This is a genomic window from Aliarcobacter sp. (assembly GCF_041672065.1).
Taxonomy (GTDB): Bacteria; Campylobacterota; Campylobacteria; order Campylobacterales; family Arcobacteraceae; genus Aliarcobacter; species Aliarcobacter skirrowii.
Genome location: NZ_JBAZAH010000027.1, coordinates 1 through 20,829, shown reverse-complemented (window position 1 = coordinate 20,829; position 20,829 = coordinate 1). Strand labels below are relative to the sequence as shown.

The window sequence follows — 20,829 nt, the reverse complement described above, 5'->3', positions numbered from 1 at the left end:
GCTGTGTTATGGTCACCTCTATGTGTTGCATAAGAGTTTAAATCCTCAAGTGGCAATCCCATTTTTAAACAATACTCACCAGATGCACTATTTGCTTGAATAGCATTTGAAGGTGATAAGTGGTCTGTTGTAATATCATTTGGGAATACTCCAAGTGGTCTTAAGTTTTTAAGAGCTGGCATACTCATAAATGCATCTTCCCAATATGGTGGTTTTTGAATATATGTTGATTTTGCATCCCATTTATAAAATGGCTCAGCTTTTTCACCTTTGTCTGATTTTGCAAACATTGGATCATATATTTTTGCAAACATCTCTGGTTTTACAGATTTGTAAACAATTGCATCAATCTCTTCATCACTTGGCCAAAGATCTTTAAGTCTTACTTCATTTCCATTTTTGTCAATTCCAATAACACCTGTTTCAATATTAACTCTAATACTTCCAGCAAGTGCATATGCAACTACAAGTGGAGGTGAAGCTAGGAATGCCTCTTTAATAAATGGGTGAATTCTTCCATCAAAGTTTCTATTTCCTGATAAAACAGCAGTTGTATAAACACCGCTAGCCGTTGCTTCTGCTTCAATTTTTGGATCAAGTGCACCACTCATTCCATTACATGTTGTACAAGCAAATCCTACAATTCCAAATCCTAATTTCTCTAATTCAGCTAAAAGACCAGAATCTTTTAAATATATTTCAGAAACTTTTGAACCAGGAGCAAGTGAAGATTTTACCCATCTTTTTCTGCTTAATCCAAGCTCATTTGCTTTTTTAGCTAATAATCCAGCTGCAACAACATTTCTTGGATTTGATGTGTTTGTACATGATGTAATAGCAGCAATTAAAACCGCACCATCTGGCATAACATCATTTGAAATTTCGATTTTTTTAGCAATTCCTCTATCATCAAGAGCTGATACAGGAAGAAGTTTATGTGGTTGAGATGGACCTGCTAATGTTCTTGTAACAGTTGTTAAATCAAATTTAATTGTTCTTGCATATGTTGCTTCTGATAAAGTATCTGCCCATAGACCATTTGCTTTTGCATAAGTTTCAACTAATTTTACTTGCTCAGGAGATCTTCCAGTGATTCTTAAATAATCAATAGTTCTATCATCAATAGCAAACATAGCAGCACTTGCACCATACTCAGGAGTCATATTTGAAATAGTTGCACGATCTCCTAAATCAAGATATTTAATTCCGCTTCCATAGAACTCTAAATATGCAGAAATAACATTGTTATCTCTTAGAAAAGAAGTTAAAGATAAAGCTATATCAGTAGCCGTAATTCCAGCTCCTCTAGTACCAGTAATTTCAACTCCAATGATTTCTGGAACCCTCATATAAGATGGATTTCCAAGCATTACATTTTCAGCTTCAAGTCCACCAACTCCAACAGCAATAACTCCAAGAGCATCAACATGAGGTGTGTGCGAATCAGTTCCAACAAGTGTATCAGGAGATGCGATACCATCAATATTGTGAATAACTGGAGACATTTTCTCAAGATTAATTTGGTGCATAATACCATTTCCTGGAGGAATAACATCTACATTATCAAATGCTTTTTTAGTCCAGTTAATGAAATCAAATCTATCTGCATTTCTTCTATCTTCAATATCTCTATTTTTTTGGAAAGCATCTGGATCAAATCCACCACACTCAACTGCTAATGAGTGGTCAACGATTAATTGAGTTGGAACAACTGGATTAATTTTTTGTGGATCTACACCTTTGCTTGCAACTGCTTCTCTAAGACCTGCAAGGTCAACGAAAGCTGTAAGCCCTAAGATATCGTGACAGATAACTCTTGATGGATACCAAGGGAAATCTTTGTCTGTTCTTTTTTCTATTAATTGAATAAGTGAATCTTTTAAATCAACACTAGGACATTTTCTAAGTAAGTTTTCTGCTAATACTCTTGATGTGTAGTTAAGTTTTGCAAAAGAACCAGGTGTGATATCTTCAACTGCACTTTTTACATCATAGTATTTAACATCTAAACCATTTAACTGTTTAAGATATTTTTCATTTGTCATTTTATTTTCCATATTTTTAAATTTGATTATAAAAAAAAATTTAGGCTAAATTTAGCCTAAATTTAAAGATTATTTTCTATCTTTTAGAGGAACAAAAGCTCTAGGCTCTGGTCCTGTGTATTCAGAACTTGGTCTGATTATTCTATTGTTAGCTCTTTGTTCAAATGCATGTGCAGCCCATCCAGCAGCTCTTGACATAATAAATAATGGTGTATAGTAAAGTCTTTCAATTTCCATATAGTGGTAAATTAATCCACCAAAGAAGTCAATATTATCTGGTAAACCTTTTTCAGCTTTTACTTTGTCTCTAATTGCTGTTGCAATATCAAATAGTTTTGGATCTGAAGTTTCTAACTCTTTTAACTCTTTTGCTAATTCAAAACCAACTGGGCTTCTTGGATCTAGATTTCTATAAACTCTGTGTCCAAATCCCATAATTTTCTCTTTTTTAGCAAATAGTTCATCAACAGATTTAAGTGCATGCTCAACATTGTCAAATTGAAGTACAAATTTAATAGCAACTTCATTTGCTCCACCATGTAAGTGACCTTTTAATGTTCCAATACCAGTTGTCATACAAGAGTAGATGTCTGATAGAGTTGATGCTGTAATTCTATTTGCAAAAGTTGATGCATTGAACTCATGCTCTGCATAAAGTGTAAGCATCGCATTCATAGCTTTTACTTCAACTGCTAGAGGCTTTTTCTCTTTAAGTCTTTCTAAAATAAATCCAGCAATTGTTGTCTCTTCAGATTTTAGGCAAATCTCTTTACCATTTTTGTGCCAGTGGTGCCAGTAAACTAAAAATGATGGGAATGCTCCTAAAAGTCTAATAATTTTAGCCATTTGATCAGAAAAATCTTCAGCTTCTGGTTCAACGCATCCTAGTGCTGCTGTTGCAGTTTTCATAACATCCATTGGGTGTGATGATGCTGGGATTGATTTTAAAACATTTTTAACTGAAATTGGTAACTCTCTACCTGCAATTATTTTTCTTCTAAAATCTTTTAATTGTGCAGCATTTGGTAATTCACCAACTAATAATAGATATGCTACCTCTTCAAAATCTGTGTTTAAAGCAAGGTCTGCAATATCATAACCTCTATAGTTTAAACCATTTCCTAAACCGCATGTACAAATAGCTGATTGTCCAGCTGTAACTCCTGCTAATCCGCTCATAAATTCTCCTTAGTAATATCTATATTAAATTTGTATTGTAAAAGCTAATTACTTAGCTTTTCCTTTTGAAAATAGTTCATCCATTTTTTGCTCATAAGAGTGGTAGTTTAACATATCGTATAACTCCATTCTTGTTTGCATTGTATTAATAACACCCTCTTGAGTTCCTTTATCTTTTAACTCTTGGTAAACATTTAATGCAGCTTTATTCATTGCTCTAAATGCTGAAAGTGGGTAAAGAACCATTGCAATTCCAACACTTGCTAACTCTTCAGTTGTAAATAAAGGAGTTGCTCCAAACTCTGTAATATTTGCTAAAACTGGTACAGTCATAGCATCTGTAAACTCTTTATACTCTTTTAAAGTATGTACAGCTTCAGCAAAAATAGCATCAGCACCAGCTTCAACATAAGCTTTAGCTCTAGCAATTGCAGCAGCTTGACCTTCACTAGCATGTGCGTCAGTTCTTGCAATAATATAGAAATCTGGGTCTAACTCTTTTTTAGCATCAACAGCAGCTCTGATTCTATCACACATCTCTTCAGTAGATACTAACTCTTTATTTGGTCTATGACCACATCTTTTAGCAGCAACTTGATCTTCAATATGCATTCCAGCAGCACCACTTCTAATAAACTCTTTAACAGTTCTAGCCACATTAAATGCATGTCCCCAACCTGTATCTGCATCAACAATTAGTGGTGTATCACAAATAGAAGTAACTCTTCTAATATCAATACAAACATCTTCAATCATTGTCATACCTAAGTCTGGTAAACCATAAGAAGCATTTGCAATTCCTCCACCACTTAAGTAGATTGCTTTGTGTCCTACTTTTGTTGCCTGTAATGCTTGGTACGCATTAATTGTTCCAACAATTTGTAGTGGACTTGAAGCTTTTAGGGCTTCTCTGAATTTTTTTCCTGCACTTGTCATTTCTATATCCTTTAAAAATATTGTCCAAAAATTATATCGATTTTGATTTATTTTGTATGTACTATTTTAGAATCCAAAACTACAATTTTTATACAATATTTTTAAAATGTACAAAAGTTGTTTTTATGTGTTTTTTTTGTACAATATGCAAAAAAATTATTAAAGGGAGCTTATGGATTTTAAAAATTCAATAGATAAATTTATAGAGATTTACAATAGATCAAATCTTAGTATATCTAAATTTGCTAGTTTAATTGATAAAGATAGAAGAACTATAACATCATGGATTGATAGAGTTAGTGGTATTGAAATAAGTAGTGAAATTAAAGCAAAAATTTGTAAAGAGTTTAGATACCCTGAATATATTTGGGAAGATGCTTGTTATGGTGAAGAGTTTTTAAAATCAATCACTTTAATTCCTCAAAAAGAGGTAAGAATTATTGATGAGGATTACAAAGGAAGATTGCAATATATAATAGAGCATGAAAAAAATAGAAGATTTGTAATTCAAGCTCAGTTTCCAGGTCCTATGTATAGAGATAGTGCTGTTAGAAGAGTTTATAAAACATCTACAAGCCCTGATATTGAAGAGCTAAAGCAAGAGAGAATTGATCAAATGTTAAGATATGACTATGATACAACAGAGTGGTACTCTATAAAATCAGTTTTAAGTTTTTGTTTTGCAAGTATTGGAAATTTTTTTACAAAAGATGAAAAAATAAAGATTTTAGAGCTTATGTATGAGCTTTTTAATAATAATTATAATAAAAAATTGTTTCTTTTTGACTCATTCTCTAGAAAAATATATGGGATGGAGACAACATATATATCTATAAATGTAAAAAATAAGATTCTATTTTTTAAATCACCAATTGAGTCGGTATTTATTGAAATAAGAAATAAAAATTTAGTAGAAAGAATGCATAAATACTATAGCTCACCAATAGAAGCTCCATCTCATGTAAATTTTTTGGATTCTGTGAAAATTTTAAAGATACTTCAAGATGCACTCAAATACAATAACACGATTACTCAAGCTTATGAGACAATCAATAGAGAGACAAATTATGGAGAGCTTTTTTACAATAATTTAAGTATAGATTTACAAAAGCAGGTTAGTTTACCAAAAACTTCGCATAGAAGATAATGAAAGGATTAAATATGAAAATAGTAATTTTGGATAGAAAAACATTAGGATTTGATATAGATGTTTCAATTTTTAACAAATTTGGTAGTGTTACATCGTATGATGTTACAAAAAAAGATGAGACAAAAAGTAGAATAAAAGATGCTGATATTATCTTAACAAATAAGGTTTATGTAGGAAAAGATGAGTTAGAGAACTCTAAAGTAAAACTAATTTGTATAACTGCAACAGGCACAAATAATGTTGATTTAAATTATGCAAAAGATTCAAATATTGTTGTTAAAAATGTTGCTGGATACTCAACAAGCAGTGTTGTTCAACTTGGATTCTCTATGATTTTATATTTTGTTCAAAAATTAAACTACTACAAAAATTATGTAGATAATGGAAATTGGCAAAATAGTGATATTTTTACACATATTGATATGCCATTTTATGAGCTTGATAATAAAAGAGTTGGAATTATTGGGCTTGGAGAGATTGGTAGAGATTTTGCAAAAAAAGCAAAAGCTTTTAACTGTGAAGTTGTTTACTACTCTACAAGTGGTGAAAATAAAAATAGCGAGTATAAAAGTTTAAGTTTGGAAGAGTTATTAAAAACAAGCGATATTGTCTCAATTCACGCACCTTTAAATGAAAAAACAAAAGATTTATTAAAATATAAAGAGCTAAATATGCTAAAAGATGGAGCAATTTTACTAAATCTAGGTCGTGGTGGAATTATAAATGAAGAGGATTTAGCAAAAATACTAGACCAAAGAGATATTTTGTGTGGTTTAGATGTTTTAAGTTTGGAGCCAATAGCAAAAGATAATCCACTTTTAAAAGTAGTAAATAAACAAAGATTACTTTTAACTCCTCATATAGCTTGGGCTAGTGTTGAAGCTAGAAAAAGATTGGTTGAGAAAGTTGCTTTAAATATTGAAGAGTTTTTAAAAGAAAGTGGTTACTAGTAACCACTTTAAGATAAAATTACTTTTACCTTATGCAAACCATAAATAATAGAGAAATCCTCTATTAGATTTGCAAGTTCAACAACCTCTTCATTTTTCATTCTAATACATCCAGCACTAACACTATATCCAAGAGTATTTTCATTTAAAGTTCCATGAATTCTATAAGTTGAATTTCCATCAACAATATGAGATAGATTTAATTTTGCTTCACCCATATAGTTATATTTATGATTTGGAGGAACTACATCTGGCAAGATAATTCCTCTTTTGGCAAAACTTTTTTTAGTATCAGATGTTGGATACCAAACAGGATTTAAAGATATTTCTGTAATAAAACCAAGACCTTGAGGTTTTTTGATACTATTTTTTCCAGTTGAAACGACATAACTTCTTAGAAGTATCTCTTCATTACTCTTTTTAGCAAAAAGTTCCATAATATTATTTTGTGAATCAACTTTTAAAATTAACTCATCAAAATCAAAATTGTTTACAGCTCTTTTTCTATTTTTTAGGCTATTTTTTGAGTTGTTTTTTTGATTATCAAACTCTTTTAAACTAACATTGTATAAATCTTCTAAAATATTATTTTGATCTAAATCTATAAAAGATTTATTATTGTTTAGTTCATTTAAAATATTTTCAGTTAACAATTTTGGATATGCTTTTTGCTCTTTTAAATAAGAAGATCCATTTTTTAAACTCTCTTTTGCTTTTTCTAGATTATCAAAGATATTTAAATTTGTAAAATATCTATTATTTTTTTTAACTATAAAAGCCTTTTCTTTCATACTTTTTTCAATTCTATTTTGACAAGCTTTTGCATATTCAAGTGTAGATGTAACACAAACTCTAATTGTATAGTTTGTAATATTTGCAAATAAAAAATTGATTGAAAGTATTGATAAAATTAATATTTTCATAAAGATTCCCTATTTTTTTATATTTTATTTATTTATGATAAAATGTGAACCATTTTAAAACTTTTAAGGAAAAAATATGTTTAAATCTGATGATTTGACTTTGTTAAACTCTAAATTTATTACAAAATGTAGCCCATTTATGAAAATATTTACACTATTTTTTACTCCAGCACTACTTTTTGCTTTGGTTTTATTGTGCTATTTTGATTATCTACCTCTTAAAATTGAGATTCATACAGTTATTTTAATAGGATTTATATTTTTTATCTATCTATTTTTTATACCACACAACGCATATTTAGTATCATGTAAATTTAAAACAAGATATGAAAATATGAAAAATGAGCTACTTGAGTATGTTAATAATAATCTTTTAACAATTGATAATCAAACAAAAGCAAATGGAAGTGTTGATGATTTTTTAAAAGAGTACACAAGCAATTTAAGAAATAGTAATTTTTCAAATATTGCTGGTGGAATATTTCCTACATTAGGTATTTTGGGAACTTTTATATCTATTGCTATTACAATGCCAGATTTCAGTTCAAGAGATAGTATTGCTTTGGATTTAGAGATTACAAAACTTTTAGGTGGAGTTGCAACTGCATTTTATGTATCTATTTATGGAATTTTTCTATCTATTTGGTGGATATTTTTTGAAAAATTTGGAATGAGTAGATTTTCAAAAGATAGTTATATAATCAAAGAGAGTACAAAAAACTTTTTTTGGACAAAGATTGATATTGAATCAATTCATATAAAAAGCAATATCGATAACTTTTCAAAAATAAATGATATTTTTAAAGAGTTAACATCAAGCAAAGTTATGAAAACTCTAAATGATAGTATTGAAACTAGATTTGAAAATTTAGAGAGAGTTTTAGAAAAAGAGCTAGATTTATCACATAAAATTGATAAAAATATCTCAAATTTTGAAAGATTACTTAGTAGTGCAGAGAGTCTTAATTTCAAAATCAAAAATCAAAATGATATTTTTATAGATATGTCAAATGATTTAAATAAAAATATTATTGAGTTAAACTCTCATATGAACAATTTAAGTAGTGAAAATCTAAAAGCTATATATTCAAATATAGTAAAAAGTATAGAGACGATGAAAGGTGATATAGAGAAAATTGAGTGGAAATATAAAGAGGGATTAAAAGAGTCACTAAAACAAATAGATGAACAAACTGTTGCTATTGTTCAAAACTTATCAATATTTAAAGATTTATCAAAGTAGAAAAATGTATAAAAATAGTAGTGAAAAAGAGGATAATTTTTGGGTTTCATATGCTGATTTAATGGCTGGATTACTATTTGTTTTTATTCTTTTAATTGCTTTAATTGTTGTTAAATATATTTATACTCAAAATACGCTTGAAAATAGTGAAGATAAAAATAGTGAACTTGTTTTAAAACTTAAAACTACGCAAGATCTATATAGTAAAAGTTTAGAAAAGATATTTCAACTTGAAAATAACTTAAATATTGTTCTAAATGAACTTGATACTTCAAGTTTAATTCAGTTAGAACTTGATGAAGAGATTCAAAAAGTAAAAGAGGAAAAAGAGAATCTTGAAAATATTTTACAAGATATTGTTAAATTATTTATTGAAATTGATGAGAAACAGCAAAAAAGTTTAGATGAGATTATTATAAAAGAGCAAGAGATTTTAAAACTTCAAAATGATTTTCAAATAGTAAAAGATAAATTAAACTCTCTAAGCGGAATAAAGTTTGAACTTATCTCAAAAATTAGCCAAAAACTAACTAATTCAATACAAATTGATAAAAAAAGTGGAGCTATAAAATTCTCATCAAATATACTATTTGATAAAAACTCTTTTACACTAAAAGAGCTCTCTAAAAAAGAGTTGAAAGATGTTTTAAAAAATTACTTTGATTTACTATTAAAGGATGAAGAGATTAATAGATATATTGAAAATATAATCATTGAAGGTTATACAGATAGTGATGGAAGCTATCTTACAAATCTATTTTTGTCTCAAAGAAGAGCTTTGAGTGTTATGCAGTTTTTATATGAAGAGAAGATTGTGGAGGCTGAGCTTTTAAATAGTTTTGTAAGCTCAAGTGGAAAATCATCTTCAAATTTGATTTATGATGAAAATGGTGTTGAAGATAAAGATGCTTCAAGAAGAATAGAGATTAAATTTACAATAAAAAATGAAGCTGCCATTAAAGAGCTTCAAAACTATTTAAAAAGAGATTTAGATGAAAATGAAAATAAGCAATAGTATCTATACTCCAAAAAATCTTGAGAACCTTTCAAGTGAGATAAAAAAACTTTTAGCTGAAAAAAAAGAGAGTAAAAAAAACTCTATTTTTAGTTTTTCAAAAAAAATATTAAATAAAAAAGATGACAAAAAATGACCTATGAAGAGTGGTTTTTAAAACAAGGCAAACTTCATAAAACTGTTTTAAAAAAGTTAGAAAATTTAAGTAATGAAGAGATTATAGAGTATTTTAAATTTGAAAATATGCTTAAGAATGAACCAGATTTTTGTCCTTTATATAAAGAGAGTAAAAAGTGCCACGATATGGAAGATTTAAACTGCTATTTGTGTGCTTGTCCACACTTTAGATTTAATGATTTAGGCATCAAGAAAACAGAGGATAATAAAATTTTATACTCAGTTTGTAGCATAAACTCTAAAAAAGGTAGCCAGTTTTCTACAAATAGTGCTATTCATCAAAATTGTTCAGATTGTTTAATTCCTCATAAAAAAAAGTTTATAAAAACAAATTTTAATAGGGATTGGTTTTTTATTATGAGAGAGGTTAGAGTTTAATCTCTAAAATCTCTTCTCATTTACATCATCAATAATAAGTTTTGCTATATTATTTGTTGAAATTGCTATATCTTTTGTAGCACTTGTAACATTTGCATTCTCTTGAGTTTTTTGATCAAGCTGAGATACTGCACTATTTATCTGCTCAATTCCTAATAGTTGCTCTTTACTTGCATTTTCAAAATCTTTTATTAAGTTTATAGTCTCTTGAATATCACTATTTAACTCTAAATAACCATCTATCATCTCATTTGCAACAGTTTTACCACTATTTGCTTTTTTTGTAGCTGATTCAACTAACTCTTTTATCTCTTTTGCAGCTTCTGCACTTCTACTTGCAAGATTTCGAACCTCTTGAGCAACAACTGCAAACCCTTTTCCAGCTTCCCCAGCAGTTGCTGCTTCAACAGCTGCATTTAGACTTAAAATATTTGTTTGAAATGCAATATTGTCAATAACTGTAATAGCTTCATTTATAGAAGTTACTTCTTTATTAATTTCTTCCATTGCCTGTGCTGTCTGTTTTGCTAAATTCTCACCAGAAGTTGCTTTTGATGTAACACTCATAGCTATATTTGACATCTTTTCAACATTTTGTGTACTACTTCTTAAATTTGAAGTCATCTCTTCAAGTGAAGCAGCCGTTTCTTCAAGATTTGCAGCTGTTGTTGTAGAGCTTTCATTTAGTTTTTCAACATTCTCTAAAAGAGTATTTGAACTTTGTGATAGTGTTTCCCCATTGTTTTTATTCTCTATTAGCATATTTGTAATAGATGAACCTAAAGTATTTACACCATTTGCAAGTTTCAAAATATGATTAGATATTTTTGAAGTATCAACTTTATTCATATAGTTATATCTACTATACTCATCAATAACTTTTAAAATATTTACAATATTTTGTTCAAGCTCTTGGGCCATTTGATTAATAACAGATTTTAGTTTTATTAAGTTTTGATCTTCAACCTCTACATTTAATCTTTGAGATAAATCTCCTTTTTGAAACTTTCCTAAAATTTCTATACTATTATTTATAAAAATATTATTATCTTCAATCTCTTTTCTAGCTATATCTATGTTTTCATCAAGAGTTTTAGACATTTGACCAATCTCATCTTTTGAGTAGTTTTTTATTCTATTTACTGTTTTACTATCACCATTTAAATATTTGAAAAAAGTTTCAAGTGTATTTTGAAAAATATTTAGTGGTTTTAAAATAATTTTGTTTATTGAAGGTATTATTATTATAATCAAAACAATATTTAAAACTATTGTTACAAAAATTGCTATCCAAAATAGTTTGTCTAAATCTTTTATAACCCTATCTTGAACAAGATTAATCTCTCTTTTTATATCATCTGCATATATTCCTGTTACTAAAACCCAATTAAACTCTGGAATATAGATAGAAGAGGCCATTTTTAAAACAATCTCTTTTGTTGCAGGGTTTTCATAGTGATAATATACATATTTTGCATCTTTTGCATATTTAATTAAATCTTCTCTAAAAGCATAACCTTTTATATCAGGAGCTTTAATATTTGTTTTTTGATTATTTAATTTTGGATTTGCTGGATGAAATGCAAAATAGTAATCTTCACCTCTTTTTTCATAAGCAAAAAAGTAACCACTTTTATCATCTAAGTATCTAATCCCAGTTAAAAGTTCAATAACTTTCTCTTTTGCTACTTCAATATCTTTCTCTTTTTTAATAATTGTATTTATTAAAGATTGTACAACTTCAAATTGATGTTTTATTAAAGACTCTTTTTCTCTTATGATACTTTTTTCGAATCTTTCTAAAGTTGTATCCAATGTTTTATGAGTTCCCTCAAAATTTATACCAGAAAGAATAAAAACACCTACAGAAAAAGGTAAAATTATTATTGCTAGAAGCTTTATTTTTAATGAATTTATCTGCATATGATCTCCTTGATTATAGAAGATTCTACTTTGAAACATTAAAATATAAGATTAAAATAAGATATTTTTATGATAATTATAAGTAGGTTGTTTCAAAGCTACTCATAAACTATTTTTTACAAATAAATATTAGTTTATCTGCTTTTTCATCTGAATGTAAGAAAAACTCTTTAATATCAACTATAGTAAAACCAGATTTTTCTAAAAGCTCTTTTAAAAACTCTTTTGAGTGATACTCTTGAGTAATACTATCTTGCTCTTTTGAGAAAAGGTTGTTACCTTGTTTTTCAAAAAGTGTTATATTTGTTTGAAGTTTACTATTTTCAAAAAAAGCATCAATTGCTATAAATTTATCTTCAATATCTATATTTATTGACCCTTGTGCAATCTCATCAAAACCAAAATATGTATTTACATCAAAAATAAAATAACCATCTTTATTTAAAATATTTTTTGTATTTATAATAAAATTTTCAAGCTCATTTTTAGGAATATAGTTTAAAACATCAAAAATTGCAGTTGCACAATCAAACTTCTCTTTTATATCTTTTATGTCAATTTTCTTTGCATTTAAACCTTTTTCTTGGCAAACTCTTATCTGCTTGCTACTTAAATCAACTCCTAAATAGTTCTTCTTATTTGCTTCTAAATTATTTAAAAAATAGCCTTGACCACAACCTATATCAATAATATTATCAAGATCATTTACCATTATAAATTTTAAAAAATCTTTGTGAAGATGGTAAATCTCCTCTTCAAAATCTAAATATGGCTCAATTTTTGAGTATAGATCTAAACCCATTATAAAAACTTCTCTAAATTATCTTTTAGATTAAAAATTAGCTCTTTTTTTGCATAAAATGAGTTTTTATTTGCTATTAGATGTGCGCTACTCTCCATAATTGTAGGTCCTACTTCTAAACCATTTTGTTTCATAGTTTCGCCTGTTTCAACAATATCAACAATACAATCACAAAGTCCAACTAAAGGTGCAAGTTCAATTGAACCATAAAGTTTTATTATCTCAACTGCCATAGCTTTTTCTTCAAAGAATTTTTTAGCTATTTTTTCATGTTTTGTTGCTATTGTGATTTTACTTTTATCAAAATTTAGTTTTTCACCAGCTCTAAGTCCAAATGCAACTTTACATCGTCCTAGTTTTAAATCTAAAAGCTTGATTAAGTCGTACTCTTTTTCTTCTAAAACATCAAGACCAACAACTCCTAAATCAGCAGCTCCATGCATAACATAAGTTGGTACATCTTGATTTCGTACATTTAAAAACTTAAAACCACTTTTTTCTAAGATTAGTTTTCTATCTTCAAAAACAAATCTCTCTCCAAAAGCTTTTTCAAATCTATCAAGAGTCTCATCAGCAATTCTTCCCTTAGGCAATGCAATTGTTAGCATCTATTATCCTTTTCATATTTTCAAATATTAAATCTTTTTTATATTGGCTATTTTCAAAAAATGAAGATAAAAACTCTCCATCTCCGCCTGTGAATATTATATTTTTATCTTTACAAATCTCAATTATTGGTGAAATGATAGATTTTAATAAAGCAAAAAAAATAGCATCTTTTGTATGAAGCGGTATTTTATCTAAATTAATATTTTTTTCAAAATCACTTCTATCTATCTTTAACAGAGGCGAAATATTTTCATAAGCTTTTAAAAAACTCTCAACTCCTAAAAATATATAACCACCTTTGTGAACAAAATTTTCTATAATATCAACTGTTATCGCACTTCCAGCATCAATAATAACTGCATCTTTTTGAAAACTAGATGCTACAACTCTATCAATTCCCATACCTTTATATAAAGTTTTGAAATCTATAAAAGTGCTTAAATCTTTTGCATTTGGGTTTTTTTCTAAAAGCTTTTTTTCTGCTTTTTCATTTACACTTATATAAAAAATCTCATCATTAAATTTTGGAATCTCATCATCTTTAAAGTAGTTTTTTATCTCATTATTTATAAAAAATTTTGTGCTTGTATTTCCAATATCACTTAAAATCAACTCTTACGCTCCATTTTAAATCTTTTAAATACTCTTTTGCTTTTGAACAAATTGGGCTTTTTATTAAAAGCTCTTTTACCTTAAAATTATGTCCAACAAAACTTGATAAAATATTTGAAAATTTAATTAACTCTTCAGCACTTTTTTTTATAAATCTACTTTTTGAATCAATAACAAAAATTGCATAATATTTTAAATCAGTTGTTGTTCCAACAAAAATTTTTATCTTTTTTCTACTATTTAGCTCTTTTGGTAAAATCTCTTTAAAGTCTTTAAATAGTATATTTTTTTTTGTAAAAAACTCTGTAACTTCTCTCATTTATATCCTTAAAACATTTATTATAACAAACTTTAGTATAATTTCTAAAACTAATGAAGCAAGAAATAAAATGAAGAATTTAAGTTACGAAGAACAATCAATAATTACAAGAGGTATTATAAAAGCTGCTGTTTTAATGAGTGAATATGGAGCTGAAAGTATTTTAATAGAGCAAACAGCTCAAAGACTAGGTCGCGCACTTGGTGCTGCTAGTGTTGAGTTATCACTAATTCCATCAGCAATTGTTTTAACTACACTTTATGGTGAACAATCAGTTACAACAACAAGAAGAGTTCATCATAAACCTATAAACATGAGCATAGTTTGTGAGATTCAAAATATTGTTTTAAAAATGGAAAAAAATGATCACGATATAAACTACTTATATGATATTTTAAAAAATTTAGAGACAAAGTATTACAATAGGTGGTTAGTTGTTTTTATGGTTGGACTTGCTTGTGCATCTTTTGCATTTTTGCAAGGTGGAGATTATTTTGCAGTAGCAACTACTTTTGTTGCAGCTTTTGTTGCAATGTTTGTAAGACAAGAGCTTGCAAAAAGAAGATTTGTGATGATTATTACATTTGGAATAACAGCATTTGTAGCTACTATTATTGCAGCAATGGCTAAAATATTTGCTATAACATCTACACCAAATATAGCCTTAGCAGCCAGCGTTTTACTATTAGCTCCTGGATTTGCTTTTGTTAACTCATTTTTAGACTCTTTTAAAGGCTATATGATGATGGGTTGGGGACGATGGATGGATGGAATGATTTTAACTCTAGCTTCAACAGTTGGAATAATATTAGCAATTGCAATTTTGGGTTTAGGAGCATAATATGGAACTTTTGATTCAACTTTGTGTTCAAGCAGTTTTCGCTGCTATTGCATCTTTGGGTTTTGGAATGGTATTTAATGTTCCAAAACATACACTTAAATATTGTGCTTTTGGTGGAGCAATTACTTACAATTTTAGAACTATTTTTTTAGGACTTGATTTTGGAATAGAGTTAGCTACTTTTTTAGCAAGTGCAATTATTGGGGTAGTTGCTTTATATTGGTCAAGAAAATATAAAGTTCCACGACCTGTTTATACGGTTGCATCTATTATTCCAGTTCTGCCTGGAACTTATGCTTTTAATGCAATGGTTACTTTAATAAGTATAAATAGATTTGGCGCAAAACCTGAACTGGTTGAGTTATTTATTCATGATGGATTAAAATCAATATCTATACTTTTTGCAATAACTTTTGGACTTGTTTTACCATCTTTATACTTTTTAAGATTAAATAGACCAGTAATATAAAAATATAATAGGTAAAAAAGAAGAAGATATTATAAGAAATAGTAATAAGACAATAGTAATGCTTTTATTAAAAATTTGAAAGATAAAACATTAACTCCTTTAGAAAATAAGATAAATAAGTGTTTAGGAACAAATTATAACTATATAAACAACTACTATACTATTTGTCATAAAAAAGAGCTCAAACAAGATAGTTCAATTTTAGGTTATGTAAAAATAAGTTATTTTTTAAATCAAGAAGAGCTTGAAAAATTAAATCTAAATCTAAATCATCCACTATTTTTAAGTCAAGGAAATCAAGAATATGAATTTTATTTAAAATTAAATGGTAATAAAGATATCTATTTAATACACAATGTAGATATGAGTTCTTTTTATGATAAAAAAGAAGAACTTATTTTAAATATGTTTATCTCTATATTACTGTTGATAATACTATTTTCAATTCTTTCAACACTTTTTATAAATAAAAATATTTTAAAGCCACTTTTTAAATTAAAAAGTACATTAGAATCAGTTTTAAATAAAAAATATAAACCTATTGGGCTGATACAGTTATTAGTCCAATTATAGATATAAATGGAGTTATTACTGGATATATAGCTGTAAGTAGAGATATAACAGATTTTGTACATAAAAATGAGGAGCTTGAGTATCGTGCAAACTATGATTTATTAACTAGTCAATATAGTAGAAATAAACTACTTGAAGATATAGAAAAATTTATATCTCCTATTTTAATAGTTGTAAATATTGATAGATTTTTACAAATAAATGATTTATTTGGACATAAATTTGGAGATGAAGTTTTAAAAAAATTTAGCCAATTTCTTAAAAGTGAGTCTATTAAAGAGTTTAAAAATTTTGATCTTTATAGATATGGAGGAGATGAGTTTGCTATTTTATTAGAAAATTACAATTGAATTTATAAAAAGAGTAAAATCAAAAGGTTGTAAAATTGCAATTGATGATTTTGGTAGTGGTTATAGTAATTTTGAATATTTAGTAAAATTAGAAGCAGATTATATTAAAATCGATGGCTCTTTAATTAAAAATATAGTTACTCAAAAAGAGTCATTTGCTGTAGTTTCAACAATAGTTAATTTTGCAAAACAGATGGAAATTAAAACAATTGCAGAGTTTGTTGAGAATGAAGATATATACAAAATCATTAAAAACATAGGTGTCGATTTTTCTCAAGGTTACTACTTTGCTCAACCCAAAAAGGAGTTAGAGCAGTAAAAATAATTTATTTAAATTTCTATAATTTTTAAATTTTTATCAAAATTTAACTATAAAATAATATTTATTTACTATTTTAATAATTTATTTATATGAGTTTATTATTAAAAAAGCCTATATAAATGGATTATATTGATTGTATAGTTCATAATATTAATAAAATAACATTAAATTATAGAATTAATACATAATTTATACATAATTTAATATTATTTTTAATATTATTTTAAAAATTAAACAAAGGTCGCACGATGTTAAGTAGAATAAATACAAAAATGAAGCTACTACTATTTCCAATTATATTTTTGTTAATAGTAGTAACAGTAGGTGCTGTATATATACATTACAGCAGTATAGCAGATGCAAGAAATACAGCTGCAATAAAAACTGATATCTTTATTCAAAATATACTAAAAGGTAGAATATCAGTATATCAATTTCTAAGAGATCCAAGCCAAGAGGCTGCTTTAAAAGTTAAAGAAGATTTTAAACTACTTCAAAATGATGTTGAATTATTTAAATCTACACTATCATCAGAAAAAAATAGAAAACTATCAGATGAGATAATCTATTTATCTAAAGAATATGTTAACTATTTTGATAATTTTGCACAAACTAGAATCACAAACTTCCAAAATGGGATTCTACAAGAGACAAGTGATGTGCTTGAGAAAATTTCTCAAATGGTTAAAATAGGCGTAGAACTAGAAGATAAACTTCATGAAATTAATATAAGTGCAATAAAGTTAAAAGAAGAGTCAAATGAGTTTTTAAATAATTTGTTAATTACAATCTCAATTATTGCAATTTTACTATTTTTAATTTTATCTTTATATATTTTAAAAGTAATAATAGACTCTTTAGATAGATTCAAAGATGGTCTTTTAGGTTTTTTTGCATATTTAAATAGAGAAGCAAATGATACTACTCTTTTAGATGAAACTTCTAAAGATGAGTTTGGAGTTATGTCAAAAGTTGTAAATGAAAATATTTTAAAAACAAAAAAAGGTATTGAAGAGGATAGAGTTTTAATTGATGAAACAATAGCTGTTTTAGGTGAGTTTGAACAAGGTGATCTCTGTCAAAGACTTAATATTGAAGTATCAAATCCAGCTTTAAAACAGTTAAAAAATGTGATAAATAGTATGGGTGATGTTTTAGAAAAAAATATTGAAAATATTTTGGATGTTTTAGAGAAATATTCATCATACAACTATTTAAGTAGAGTATCTACAAATGGTTTAAAAGAGCAACTATTAGAGTTGGCAAATGGTATAAATAGTCTTGGAGACTCTATAACTAATATGTTAGTAGAGAATAAAGCAAATGGTATGACACTAGATGAAACTTCTGATATTTTATTAATAAATGTCGATAAACTAAATATAAGTTCAAATGAGGCAGCTGCATCTTTAGAAGAGACAGCAGCAGCTCTTGAAGAGATAACAAGTAATATTAGAAATAATACACAAAGTATCGCAAAGATGTCACAACTTGCAAATGGAGTAACAAAAGCTGTAACAGATGGACAAGAGATGGCAAATCAAACAACAACTGCAATGGATGAGATAAATACACAAGTAAATTTAGTAAATGAAGCTATTGGGGTTATAGATAATATTGCATTTCAAACAAATATTTTAAGTCTAAATGCTGCTGTTGAAGCTGCAACTGCTGGTGAAGCTGGAAAAGGGTTTGCAGTTGTTGCTCAAGAGGTGCGAAATCTAGCAACTAGAAGTGCAGAAGCTGCAAAAGAGATAAAAGAGATAGTAGAAAGAGCAACTGTAAAAGCAAATGAAGGTAAAAGTATTGCTACAAATATGATTGAAGGGTATAAAAACCTAAATAATAATATCTCTTCAACAATGAATTTAATAGCAGATATAGAAAATGCATCTAAAGAGCAACTTCTAGGAATTGAACAGATAAATGATGCTGTAAATCAACTTGATCAACAAACACAACAAAATGCAATGGTTGCTAGTCAATCTCATGATGTTGCTGTAAGTACAGATAAAATTGCAAAACTTATAGTTTCAGATGCAAACTTAAAAGAGTTTGCTGGTAAAAATGAGGTAAAAGCAAAAGATTTTGGTATGGATAAAGAGCTAAAAGAGCATATTTTATCAAGTGGGAAAAATACAAAAGCTATTAATAGCAATAAAGAGATTTCTAAACCAAAAATTAGTAGCACAAAAGAGATAAAAGCCAACTCTCAAATAAAGGATGATGAATGGGAGAGCTTTTAAAAAAAATAGTCAAATAACTAAAAAAATAACAAATATCTGTAACATTTTAAATAAAAAAAATGATGAAGAACTACAGATATTTGGTGAGATTATGTTGGTTTCTGAAAAACTTGCAAGTGGAATTTTAGTTGATAATATAAATTTTACATCTAGTTCAAATTTTAAATTAAACTATATTGCAAAAACTATAAATAGTTTAGCAAAAGATTTAAAAAATAGTATTGAACAGATAAAAAAGACTCTTTTACTTTATGGAGAGTATAACTATATTTCAAAGCTAGATGAGAGTTTAGTTCAAAATGATTTTAGAGTTTTATTTCAAGAGATAAATAATTTAAGACAAACTATTACAAATATGTTAATTGAGAATAAATCAAATGGCTTAACTCTACAAAATAGTTCAGAAGTTCTTCTAAAAAATGTTGATAAATTAAATTTTTCATCCTCAAAAGCTGCTTCATCGCTTGAAGAGACATCGGCTGCTTTAGATGATGTTACATCAAATATTAGAAAAAATACTAATAATATTTTAAAAGTTTCGGATTTATCCAAAAATATTGTCTCTTGTGCAAATATAGGTGAAGATTTGGCACTTAAGACTTCAAAATCAATGCAAAACATTGCTAAAGAGATAAAAACTATTGTAAATAGTGCAACTTTAAAAGCAAATGAGGGTATACAGATATATCAAATGATATGATTGATGGATATAAGCAGTTACATTTAAGTATAAATGAGGCTATCTCTTTAATATCAGATATTCAAATTTCAAGCCAAGAGCAGTTAAATGCTGTTGAGCAGATAAATAGTTCAATATCTTTATTAGATAAACAGACTCAAGAGAATGCAAATATTGCTGCACAATCTCATGAAGTTGCAGTTACTACAGATTTTATCTCTAATCTAATTGTAAAAAATGCAAATGAAAAAGAGTTTGAAGGTAAAAATGATATAAAAGCAAAAGTTTTGTAAGTTTTTATTAAAAGACTCTATTAAAATTTTAAATAGAGTCTTTTAGTTACTACTATATAAAGTTAAATTTTATCAATATCAAAAAGATAGAATTTTTTTATAAATTCATTATCTATATCTATAATTTTTCTCTCATTAAGGCTTTGTAAAACAGATTTTGTACAGTTTACATCTCCTGGCCAACGTCTAGTAAAACCATCTAAAGAGTTTTTATTTGTTCCATCAAGACAGATAGTATTTCCTTCTATATATAAATCTCTACTTGAATCCATATTATTTGTAACTCTCCAAATTAACATATAAGGATTCTCCAAATCATTTGTTTTGTAATCAACAATTACTAAAATTTTTATATGAGAAAATAGAGGTTTTAACTCTTCAAAAAGATATTTTTGACTTCTAGTTTTATCTACACTTATAACACAAACTGGATTTTTTGTATCTTTGTAGTACTGTTTTAAGCCTTTTATATCACTTGAAATATTTTTCATTTTACTTAAAAGCTCACCATCTTCTAAAAGAGTGATTCCTAGTTCATCTATCTCATCACCTGTACAATCAAGTCCAAGTTTTCCACCAACTGCAAATTTAGGAGAAGCGTGGTCAAGATGATCTGTAGCACCTCTTGAAACTAAAATATCATCAACATTAATTCTATTTAAAATATATCTTATTATCTCATCATGTGAAGTTAATTTTGGAGCATCAGAGTTTACAAAAATTGCATGTTTTACAAAACTCATCTGTCCTACACCCCAAAATGCATGCATCATTTGACTTGCATGTCCTGGATAA

Annotated in this window: 22 protein-coding genes and 2 pseudogenes; 14 read left to right on the top strand and 10 right to left on the bottom strand. The window is 27.5% G+C overall.

The window, feature by feature from the left end; translation table 11 throughout:
• The 3 genes from acnA to prpB form a co-directional block, all read right to left on the bottom strand.
• Window positions 1–2,045 (bottom strand): aconitate hydratase AcnA (gene acnA, locus WC168_RS05675; RefSeq protein WP_372618041.1); only part of this gene is annotated, 2,045 nt, incomplete at its 3' end.
• A 69-nt stretch (window positions 2,046–2,114) separates the two neighbouring features.
• Entirely contained in the window at window positions 2,115–3,224 is a 1,110-nt protein-coding gene (locus WC168_RS05670) for a citrate/2-methylcitrate synthase (protein ID WP_066158764.1), read from the bottom strand.
• A gap of 48 nt (window positions 3,225–3,272) precedes the next feature.
• Window positions 3,273–4,160 (bottom strand): methylisocitrate lyase, encoded by an 888-nt coding sequence (gene prpB / locus WC168_RS05665; RefSeq protein WP_066158767.1) that lies wholly within the window; start codon window positions 4,158–4,160, stop codon window positions 3,273–3,275.
• Window positions 4,161–4,332: 172 nt separating this feature from the next.
• On the opposite strand from prpB, the gene WC168_RS05660 reads away from it, so the two are divergent.
• Both WC168_RS05660 and WC168_RS05655 read left to right on the top strand, forming a co-directional pair.
• Window positions 4,333–5,307: a hypothetical protein gene (locus WC168_RS05660; RefSeq protein ID WP_066158770.1), complete on the top strand. Its 975-nt coding sequence runs from the start codon at window positions 4,333–4,335 to the stop codon at window positions 5,305–5,307.
• Window positions 5,308–5,321: 14 nt separating this feature from the next.
• The gene (locus WC168_RS05655; protein WP_320340879.1) at window positions 5,322–6,260 is read left to right on the top strand and encodes a D-2-hydroxyacid dehydrogenase; all 939 of its coding nucleotides are present in this window, start codon (window positions 5,322–5,324) and stop codon (window positions 6,258–6,260) included.
• A gap of 8 nt (window positions 6,261–6,268) precedes the next feature.
• On the opposite strand, the gene WC168_RS05650 is transcribed toward WC168_RS05655, so the two are convergent.
• Window positions 6,269–7,183 (bottom strand): L,D-transpeptidase, encoded by a 915-nt coding sequence (locus tag WC168_RS05650; protein ID WP_372618037.1) that lies wholly within the window; start codon window positions 7,181–7,183, stop codon window positions 6,269–6,271.
• A 76-nt stretch (window positions 7,184–7,259) separates the two neighbouring features.
• On the opposite strand from WC168_RS05650, the gene WC168_RS05645 reads away from it, so the two are divergent.
• From WC168_RS05645 to WC168_RS05630, 4 genes are read left to right on the top strand one after another with little or no spacing between them, the layout of a single operon-like run.
• A complete protein-coding gene (locus WC168_RS05645; protein ID WP_372618035.1) occupies window positions 7,260–8,426 on the top strand; it encodes a MotA/TolQ/ExbB proton channel family protein in 1,167 nt (388 codons plus the stop codon).
• A gap of 4 nt (window positions 8,427–8,430) precedes the next feature.
• Window positions 8,431–9,441 carry an OmpA family protein gene (locus WC168_RS05640; RefSeq protein ID WP_066356742.1) on the top strand — a complete coding sequence of 337 codons (1,011 nt, stop codon included), beginning with the start codon at window positions 8,431–8,433 and terminating at the stop codon, window positions 9,439–9,441.
• Window positions 9,419–9,577, top strand: coding sequence for a hypothetical protein (locus tag WC168_RS05635; protein WP_164698890.1), 159 nt, complete (start codon window positions 9,419–9,421; stop codon window positions 9,575–9,577). The genes WC168_RS05640 and WC168_RS05635 overlap by 23 nt, the downstream gene beginning before the upstream one ends.
• Window positions 9,574–9,996 (top strand): hypothetical protein, encoded by a 423-nt coding sequence (locus tag WC168_RS05630; protein WP_066158782.1) that lies wholly within the window; start codon window positions 9,574–9,576, stop codon window positions 9,994–9,996. The genes WC168_RS05635 and WC168_RS05630 overlap by 4 nt, the downstream gene beginning before the upstream one ends.
• 3 nt (window positions 9,997–9,999) lie before the next feature.
• Here the strand turns inward: WC168_RS05630 and WC168_RS05625 are convergent, their stop codons facing one another.
• The 5 genes from WC168_RS05625 to WC168_RS05605 all read right to left on the bottom strand — a co-directional run bounded on the left by WC168_RS05625 (window position 10,000) and on the right by WC168_RS05605 (window position 14,261).
• A complete protein-coding gene (locus WC168_RS05625; RefSeq protein ID WP_372618032.1) occupies window positions 10,000–11,919 on the bottom strand; it encodes a methyl-accepting chemotaxis protein in 1,920 nt (639 codons plus the stop codon).
• Window positions 11,920–12,028: 109 nt separating this feature from the next.
• Window positions 12,029–12,721, bottom strand: a complete 693-nt coding sequence (locus WC168_RS05620) for a methyltransferase domain-containing protein (protein WP_319046974.1) — start codon at window positions 12,719–12,721, stop codon at window positions 12,029–12,031.
• Window positions 12,721–13,329 carry an ATP phosphoribosyltransferase gene (gene hisG / locus WC168_RS05615; protein ID WP_066351355.1) on the bottom strand — a complete coding sequence of 203 codons (609 nt, stop codon included), beginning with the start codon at window positions 13,327–13,329 and terminating at the stop codon, window positions 12,721–12,723. Before hisG ends, WC168_RS05620 begins: the two co-directional genes overlap by 1 nt.
• Window positions 13,307–13,942: a type III pantothenate kinase gene (locus WC168_RS05610; protein WP_125296943.1), complete on the bottom strand. Its 636-nt coding sequence runs from the start codon at window positions 13,940–13,942 to the stop codon at window positions 13,307–13,309. The genes hisG and WC168_RS05610 overlap by 23 nt, the downstream gene beginning before the upstream one ends.
• Window positions 13,929–14,261 (bottom strand): hypothetical protein, encoded by a 333-nt coding sequence (locus WC168_RS05605; RefSeq protein ID WP_372618029.1) that lies wholly within the window; start codon window positions 14,259–14,261, stop codon window positions 13,929–13,931. Before WC168_RS05605 ends, WC168_RS05610 begins: the two co-directional genes overlap by 14 nt.
• Before the next feature lie 70 nt (window positions 14,262–14,331).
• Here WC168_RS05605 and WC168_RS05600 point away from each other — a divergent pair, with 70 nt between their 5' ends.
• The 8 genes and pseudogenes from WC168_RS05600 (at window position 14,332) to WC168_RS05565 (ending at window position 20,034) form a co-directional block, all read left to right on the top strand.
• Window positions 14,332–15,102 (top strand): threonine/serine exporter family protein, encoded by a 771-nt coding sequence (locus WC168_RS05600; RefSeq protein ID WP_372618027.1) that lies wholly within the window; start codon window positions 14,332–14,334, stop codon window positions 15,100–15,102.
• A 1-nt stretch (window position 15,103) separates the two neighbouring features.
• Complete coding sequence (locus WC168_RS05595; RefSeq protein WP_372618025.1) at window positions 15,104–15,571, top strand: threonine/serine exporter family protein; 468 nt, start codon at window positions 15,104–15,106, stop codon at window positions 15,569–15,571.
• Window positions 15,572–15,646: 75 nt separating this feature from the next.
• On the top strand, window positions 15,647–16,144 hold the full coding sequence (locus tag WC168_RS05590) for a hypothetical protein (RefSeq protein ID WP_372618023.1): 498 nt from the start codon (window positions 15,647–15,649) through the stop codon (window positions 16,142–16,144).
• A complete protein-coding gene (locus tag WC168_RS05585; RefSeq protein ID WP_372618045.1) occupies window positions 16,129–16,494 on the top strand; it encodes a GGDEF domain-containing protein in 366 nt (121 codons plus the stop codon). Before WC168_RS05590 ends, WC168_RS05585 begins: the two co-directional genes overlap by 16 nt.
• Window positions 16,484–16,813, top strand: coding sequence for an EAL domain-containing protein (locus WC168_RS05580; protein ID WP_372618043.1), 330 nt, complete (start codon window positions 16,484–16,486; stop codon window positions 16,811–16,813). Before WC168_RS05585 ends, WC168_RS05580 begins: the two co-directional genes overlap by 11 nt.
• Window positions 16,814–17,595: 782 nt before the next feature.
• A pseudogene (locus WC168_RS05575) lies at window positions 17,596–19,062 on the top strand (methyl-accepting chemotaxis protein); the annotation flags it as partial.
• Window positions 19,040–19,762, top strand: coding sequence for a hypothetical protein (locus WC168_RS05570; protein ID WP_372618021.1), 723 nt, complete (start codon window positions 19,040–19,042; stop codon window positions 19,760–19,762). The pseudogene WC168_RS05575 and the gene WC168_RS05570, both read left to right, overlap by 23 nt.
• Window positions 19,759–20,034: a hypothetical protein gene (locus WC168_RS05565; RefSeq protein ID WP_372618019.1), complete on the top strand. Its 276-nt coding sequence runs from the start codon at window positions 19,759–19,761 to the stop codon at window positions 20,032–20,034. Before WC168_RS05570 ends, WC168_RS05565 begins: the two co-directional genes overlap by 4 nt.
• Window positions 20,035–20,096: 62 nt before the next feature.
• On the opposite strand, the pseudogene WC168_RS05560 reads toward WC168_RS05565, so the two are convergent.
• Window positions 20,097–20,829 (bottom strand): annotated as a pseudogene (locus tag WC168_RS05560) (menaquinone biosynthesis decarboxylase); the annotation flags it as partial.

What these genes read in the sequence shown, in the direction of transcription:
- WC168_RS05655 (WP_320340879.1), top strand. Translation starts at nt 5,322, where the DNA reads ATGAAAATAGTAATTTTGGATAGAAAAACATTAGGATTTGATATAGAT.
- hisG (WP_066351355.1), bottom strand. Translation starts at nt 13,329, where the DNA reads ATGCTAACAATTGCATTGCCTAAGGGAAGAATTGCTGATGAGACTCTT.
- WC168_RS05660 (WP_066158770.1), top strand. Translation starts at nt 4,333, where the DNA reads ATGGATTTTAAAAATTCAATAGATAAATTTATAGAGATTTACAATAGA.
- WC168_RS05620 (WP_319046974.1), bottom strand. Translation starts at nt 12,721, where the DNA reads ATGGGTTTAGATCTATACTCAAAAATTGAGCCATATTTAGATTTTGAA.
- WC168_RS05605 (WP_372618029.1), bottom strand. Translation starts at nt 14,261, where the DNA reads ATGAGAGAAGTTACAGAGTTTTTTACAAAAAAAAATATACTATTTAAA.
- WC168_RS05595 (WP_372618025.1), top strand. Translation starts at nt 15,104, where the DNA reads ATGGAACTTTTGATTCAACTTTGTGTTCAAGCAGTTTTCGCTGCTATT.
- WC168_RS05625 (WP_372618032.1), bottom strand. Translation starts at nt 11,919, where the DNA reads ATGCAGATAAATTCATTAAAAATAAAGCTTCTAGCAATAATAATTTTA.
- WC168_RS05640 (WP_066356742.1), top strand. Translation starts at nt 8,431, where the DNA reads ATGTATAAAAATAGTAGTGAAAAAGAGGATAATTTTTGGGTTTCATAT.
- WC168_RS05570 (WP_372618021.1), top strand. Translation starts at nt 19,040, where the DNA reads ATGATGAATGGGAGAGCTTTTAAAAAAAATAGTCAAATAACTAAAAAA.
- WC168_RS05670 (WP_066158764.1), bottom strand. Translation starts at nt 3,224, where the DNA reads ATGAGCGGATTAGCAGGAGTTACAGCTGGACAATCAGCTATTTGTACA.
- WC168_RS05565 (WP_372618019.1), top strand. Translation starts at nt 19,759, where the DNA reads ATGATTGATGGATATAAGCAGTTACATTTAAGTATAAATGAGGCTATC.
- WC168_RS05650 (WP_372618037.1), bottom strand. Translation starts at nt 7,183, where the DNA reads ATGAAAATATTAATTTTATCAATACTTTCAATCAATTTTTTATTTGCA.
- WC168_RS05635 (WP_164698890.1), top strand. Translation starts at nt 9,419, where the DNA reads ATGAAAATGAAAATAAGCAATAGTATCTATACTCCAAAAAATCTTGAG.
- WC168_RS05600 (WP_372618027.1), top strand. Translation starts at nt 14,332, where the DNA reads ATGAAGAATTTAAGTTACGAAGAACAATCAATAATTACAAGAGGTATT.
- WC168_RS05645 (WP_372618035.1), top strand. Translation starts at nt 7,260, where the DNA reads ATGTTTAAATCTGATGATTTGACTTTGTTAAACTCTAAATTTATTACA.
- WC168_RS05630 (WP_066158782.1), top strand. Translation starts at nt 9,574, where the DNA reads ATGACCTATGAAGAGTGGTTTTTAAAACAAGGCAAACTTCATAAAACT.
- prpB (WP_066158767.1), bottom strand. Translation starts at nt 4,160, where the DNA reads ATGACAAGTGCAGGAAAAAAATTCAGAGAAGCCCTAAAAGCTTCAAGT.